This is a genomic window from Aquisalimonas sp. (assembly GCF_007120195.1).
Classification (GTDB): domain Bacteria; phylum Pseudomonadota; class Gammaproteobacteria; order Nitrococcales; family Aquisalimonadaceae; genus Aquisalimonas.
In genome coordinates this window covers 1-4,913 of record NZ_SKOG01000231.1, presented here as the reverse complement: position 1 = coordinate 4,913, position 4,913 = coordinate 1, and the positions used below count along the sequence as shown (strand labels likewise).

Genomic DNA, 4,913 nt, shown 5'->3' with positions numbered 1-4,913 from the left:
CGCCGGCGATCATGGCGGCCTGCAGGGCTGCACCCGTGGCCACGCACAGGTCCGGATCCAGCTCGCTGCGCGGCTGCAACCCCAGTTCCTCCTCGAGGCGGCGCTGGATGACCGGGGTGCGGGTCGCGCCACCGACGAGCAGGACCTCGTCGATTTCGGACGCGGTCAGCTTTGCACCTTCGAGCGCGGTGTGGACGGCCTCCAGTGTTTCGGCGAGATAGGGCTCGATCATTGCCTCGTAATCGTGCCGCTCGAGTTCCACGTCGAGATGTATCGGGCTGCCGTCGTGTTCCAGCAGGTATTCCTCTTCGACACGGGCATAGGGCGCGTCGGATAGCCGGATCTTTGCGGCTTCCGCCGCGCGCGCCAACCGTGCCATCACCCGCGGATCGCTGCCGGCGTCGACTGCGTGCTCCTCCTTCAGCCGATGCTGCAGGTGTTCGATGATGCGCGCGTCGAAGTCATCGCCGCCCAGATGATTGTTGCCGTGACTGGCAAGAACCTCGACGACGTCCCCCTCGACGCGCACGACGGAGACATCGAAGGTCCCGCCGCCCAGATCGTAGACCAGGACATGCTTGCGCTGGGGGTGTTCGGCCTCGTAGGCGAGGGCGGCGACGGTGGGTTCATTGATGATGCGCCTCACCTCGAGCCCGGCCAGCTCACCGGCATCGCGCGTGGCCTGACGCTGGGCGTCCGAGAAGTAGGCCGGTACAGTGATCACGGCGCGGCCCACAGGGCCATGCAGGTAGTCCTCGGCGGCGCGCTTGAGCCGACCCAGGATCAGGGCGGAAATCTCCTGCGGGCTGTACTCGGTTCCGCCGAGGGGCACCCGGATGTCCTCGCCCATGCGGCGCTTGATCGATCGAACCGTGCGCTCCGGGTGCAGGGCCGCCTGGTTGCGGGCGGCCTGGCCGACCAACAGTGACCCGTCCTCGGCGAGCCCGACCACGGATGGCAGCAGTCGTGACCCTTCGATTTCGATGACCTCGACCTGCCCCGCCTGGATGACGGCCACCTCGGAGTTGGTGGTGCCCAGATCGATGCCGATGATGGACTCGCTCACGAATCGTTTCCCCATTTGTTGACGATGACTTCGGCGGTGCGCAGCAGCGCGTCTTCCTGCACGAAGCCCTTGCGGATTTCGGCGACCACAGTGCCGCGGGCCTGCGACGGTTCGTCGGCTGTGTCCACCGCGCGCATCGTATGCGGGTCGAAGGGCCGGCCGAGCGTTGCCAGCGCTTGTACCCCGTGGCGACTGAGTATGCCGTCGAGATTACGCAGGTTCATGTCCATGCCTTCGGCCATGCGGGCGACGAACGTCCCGGCGCCGCCGCGCCGGGCCAGCCAGCCGGGCCGGTACTGCCCCGCGTGGTCGCGACCGGCCTGGAGCCGGTCACGCAGGTCCAGCAGCTCCAGCAACAGCGGCCGTTCCACCTCGTGGCGTTCGCGCGTCGCGCGCGCCTGGGAACGATCCAGCTCCTGCTGGAGGCGCTCGTTGCTTCGGCGCAGCGTGTCGAAGGTCTCCGCGAATCGCTCCAGGGCCGTCTTGACCTGCCGGGATTCCAGCCGAACCTCGTTCTTGACCGCGGCGAGCTCGGAGAGCAGCGTGAACAGGTCCGGAGTCTCTGGTTCCGCCGCAGCCCCGTGCCCGTCGGCTTCCTCGAGATAGGTGCGAAACTCCGCCACCAGCTGCTCGCGCTCACTGGCATCCATCAGGGCTCACCCCGCAGCAACGCCCGGAAAACATCCAGCGTGGGCCGCTGCGAAGCCTGCGCCGGAGCCACGCGGTCGAGGAGATCGTTGACCCGGGGGGGTGCCGGCGTAAACAATTCGTGAGCGAGCCTGTCGCGCCGGGTGGCGATGGATTCATAGGCCTGGCGCACGGCGTCAAATTGCGCCGCATCCCGCTCGGGCGGGCAGGCCCTGACGGCCGCCAGATAGGCGGCGTGGATGGTCTCGTCGTCGGCTTCGCGGGATACACCGAGAAGCAGATAGGGGTCGCGCATGGTGTGCCTTTGATCTAGAAGAGGTCGAGTTGATCGGGGTCGTTATCGCCATCGTCTCGCGAGCGCTTGCGGCCCTTCCGGGGTGGCGGGTCGTCGGCCTGCGCCGGGAGGGGCGGTAATTGGCCCGCCCCCTTGGCGGCCTCCAGAATGCGCAGTAGGTCGTCCCGGCCGAGAGTCTCCTCGATCTCGCGCAGTTGATCGCCCACCTCGCCCGGGCTGGCCAGAATCGCGCCCAGCCACTCAGCCACATCCTCGGACGGTGGCGTGTGCGGTTCGCCGATCGGAAACGCGGGCGGGGGACTGCCCAGTTCGCCCATAAAACCCATCCCGAAGGGTGAAAGCTCGTCGAGTAGCTGCAGCAGGCGCTGGCTGGTGCGTTCGTCGCCCGATTCCCGTGCCTGCTCGAACGCGGTCTCGAGCGCGTGCAGGTCGCGTACCGTCAGCCGCACGGAACGCGCGTCCTTGCCCTCCACCTGGTGCAGAACGAAGATGGGCTCCCCAGGCCAGCGCTGCAGCGCCGCCGTGGCGAAGGTGCAACGTAGCGCGGGCTCCCCGGCGGTGCGCAGGCTTTCGCAGACGATGGTGTAATCCTCGTAGCCCAGCTCATCACTGTGCGCCGCCTTCTCGAACACGCCCCGCAGTGGTGCTATGGCGTCGGGTGTGCGCGCCCGGTTGGTGTCCGTTGCCTCCCGCAGCAGGCGGGCACAGGCCAGCAGGTCGGATCGATCAGGTGGCGGAGGCGGCAGCAGTCGGGCCTTCTTCAGCACCGCCTTGGGCGTCAGGTTGAGTCGCTGCGCTTCCAGCGCCAGAGCCAACCGGCCGCAGAGCCCACCGCCAAGCTGCTCACAGGCCTCGCGCAGCGTCGCCACCGCTGCGGCCTGGTCGTCCGGCAGCCGGAGCAGCCCACGCATCAGCGCGACCTGCGCCTGCCTCGGTTTGCCATCGGCCCAGCGGTCGGCCTGCTCCAGCTCCCGCTGCGCCAGGTCATTGCGTCCCTTGAGCACCTGCTTGCGCGCATGGGCGATGTGGGCGTTGAACAGGCTTGCCTTGGCCCGGCGATTAATCGGATCCTGCTTGAGGATCCGCGCAGCCAAGCCTGCCGCCTTCTTGAAGGTGCCCCCGGCGAGCGCGGTCTCCAGGGCCTCGTGCAACAGGGTCGCGTCCTCGGGAAAGCGATCCAGCGCACGATCCAGCCAGTACCGTGCTGGCTGGAGCCTGTGGGTCTGCCGGTAGTGTGCAATGAGCTGCTGGTAGGCTGGACGGTAATCAGGGTCCAGGTGCAGGCTCTCCTCCAGCGCCTGTTCGGCCATCTGGCGCTCCGGCGAGGCCAGACTTGGCAACTTGCCGCCAGCGCACCGGCGGTGGACCAGGGCGATCCGCAGGGCATCATCGCTGCCCGCCGGCGGGTCGTTGCGGCCATGCTCGGCGCGGATCTGGTCGACAAAACTCGCCCAGGTGGTGTTGATCGTCCAGAGGTCCAGGTTCTCCGCCTCCGCGCCCATCGCCGCGAGCAAAAACCGGTCTCGATCGGGGAGCTCGGCACCCGTGAAGCGGGGCGGCAGCCCCGGGAGATGCGCCTGCGCCAGGGCGCGTAGCTTTTGACGCGCCCAATCCGCCCCCAGGGCCTGATTGTTGCGCTGGAGCAGCGTGACGAGGCGGGAGCTGTCGGGTTCACGGCCGTCGCGCATGAGCTCGCGCCAGAGCTGGCAGCGGCGTTGGGGCCAGCCGCGTAGTGCCATGGCGAAAGCCTGCGTGTTTGGTCCGGCCTGTGCCAGCTGCGAGGCAAATTCCCATTCGGGCAGCATGGCAAGACGGGCAGCGGCAGCCAGTGTATGGAACGGGGAATGGGTCGCGACGCGCTTCAGCAGGCCCAGGCTGCGGTTGGCATCGTCCGCCGAGGCGAGCAGGGCCTTGAGGATTAGCGCGAAGTCGCGATAGGGGGAACGAAAGGGGATCGCCTCGAGCTGGCGCGCCGCCTCGTCGTCATCGCTGCTGCAATACGCCTCCAGTGCCGCCCTTGCCGGCGCACCGTCGCGCAGCACTGGATCGTCGGCGCGAAGGCGATCGAATCCGTCGGAGTCGGTGAGGAACGCCGCCGCCAGGTGGCCGCGAGCGCACGCGACATCGGCAGAGTGGCCGTTCGCAAGCAATTCCTCATAGCCCGCGAGCGCTGCTTGCACCCGGCCCATGCGCAGCAACAGCGCAAGATGGCGGGGTGCCGGGGGCACGCCCGGGCAGTAGAAGGCGCGGTTCTCCCAGAGCGTCAGCGCCTCCTTGTGCATGCCCTTGGCCTCCAGATCGACGGCCCGACCGGCATAGGCATCGGCCAGCCCCTCGATCCAGACCTCCGGCGGCTCACTCTTGGCAAGGGTCTTGAAGGCCTCGATCGCGTCGCGGAACTTGCCGGCCGCCAAGGCCTCACGGGCCTGTTCGACCAGGGTATCCGGCGAGGTCTTCGCGGCCTGCTTGCCCGCGTGGCGCGACTTGCGTTTCCTGATTTTGCTCTTGCTGGTCACGGAGCCTGGCTACTGGGATTTGTATGAGCAAGGAATCATCGGTGGCCTGCTCGGGTTCGCGGGCCGACGGTTGGTGAGTATAGGGCAGGTCGACGGTCAGTGTCATGCCGCGGAGATCGTCTCTCGCGCTCCAGCAAGAATTCACGGCGGTGCCCATACCTTCGCTCGCATTGCCGAAGGCGCTCGCGCCGCGCGCTATCCGGCGCGTTCGCAGCCGCAGGTCCGCTCAGCCGTCGTCCCACCGCGAATCGCACCGGCCGAGCCACCCCCCGTGGTCAGCTTCGTTGAAATGCCTGCTATGGGCCGTAGCGCTGTCGCGTAGTCGGATTAGCGCAGCGTAATCCGCCTTCAAACGGCCTGCGCCGCAGGCGCACGATAGCTCGGCGGT

Annotated in this window: 4 protein-coding genes; all 4 read right to left on the bottom strand. The window is 67.9% G+C overall.

What is annotated here, in order from left to right; all coding sequences use genetic code 11:
- Window positions 1-1,066: Hsp70 family protein (locus QZT63_RS16480; RefSeq protein ID WP_290652597.1), on the bottom strand; the 1,066-nt coding region annotated here is incomplete at its 3' end.
- Window positions 1,063-1,716: a nucleotide exchange factor GrpE gene (grpE, locus tag QZT63_RS16475; protein WP_290652595.1), complete on the bottom strand. Its 654-nt coding sequence runs from the start codon at window positions 1,714-1,716 to the stop codon at window positions 1,063-1,065. The genes grpE and QZT63_RS16480, both read right to left, overlap by 4 nt.
- Complete coding sequence (locus QZT63_RS16470; RefSeq protein ID WP_290652593.1) at window positions 1,716-2,009, bottom strand: J domain-containing protein; 294 nt, start codon at window positions 2,007-2,009, stop codon at window positions 1,716-1,718. The genes grpE and QZT63_RS16470 overlap by 1 nt, the downstream gene beginning before the upstream one ends.
- A 14-nt stretch (window positions 2,010-2,023) precedes the next feature.
- Complete coding sequence (locus QZT63_RS16465; protein WP_290652591.1) at window positions 2,024-4,525, bottom strand: hypothetical protein; 2,502 nt, start codon at window positions 4,523-4,525, stop codon at window positions 2,024-2,026.
- Between the last annotated feature and the right edge of the window lie 388 nt (window positions 4,526-4,913).

What these genes read in the sequence shown, in the direction of transcription:
- grpE (WP_290652595.1), bottom strand. Translation starts at nt 1,716, where the DNA reads ATGGATGCCAGTGAGCGCGAGCAGCTGGTGGCGGAGTTTCGCACCTAT.
- QZT63_RS16470 (WP_290652593.1), bottom strand. Translation starts at nt 2,009, where the DNA reads ATGCGCGACCCCTATCTGCTTCTCGGTGTATCCCGCGAAGCCGACGAC.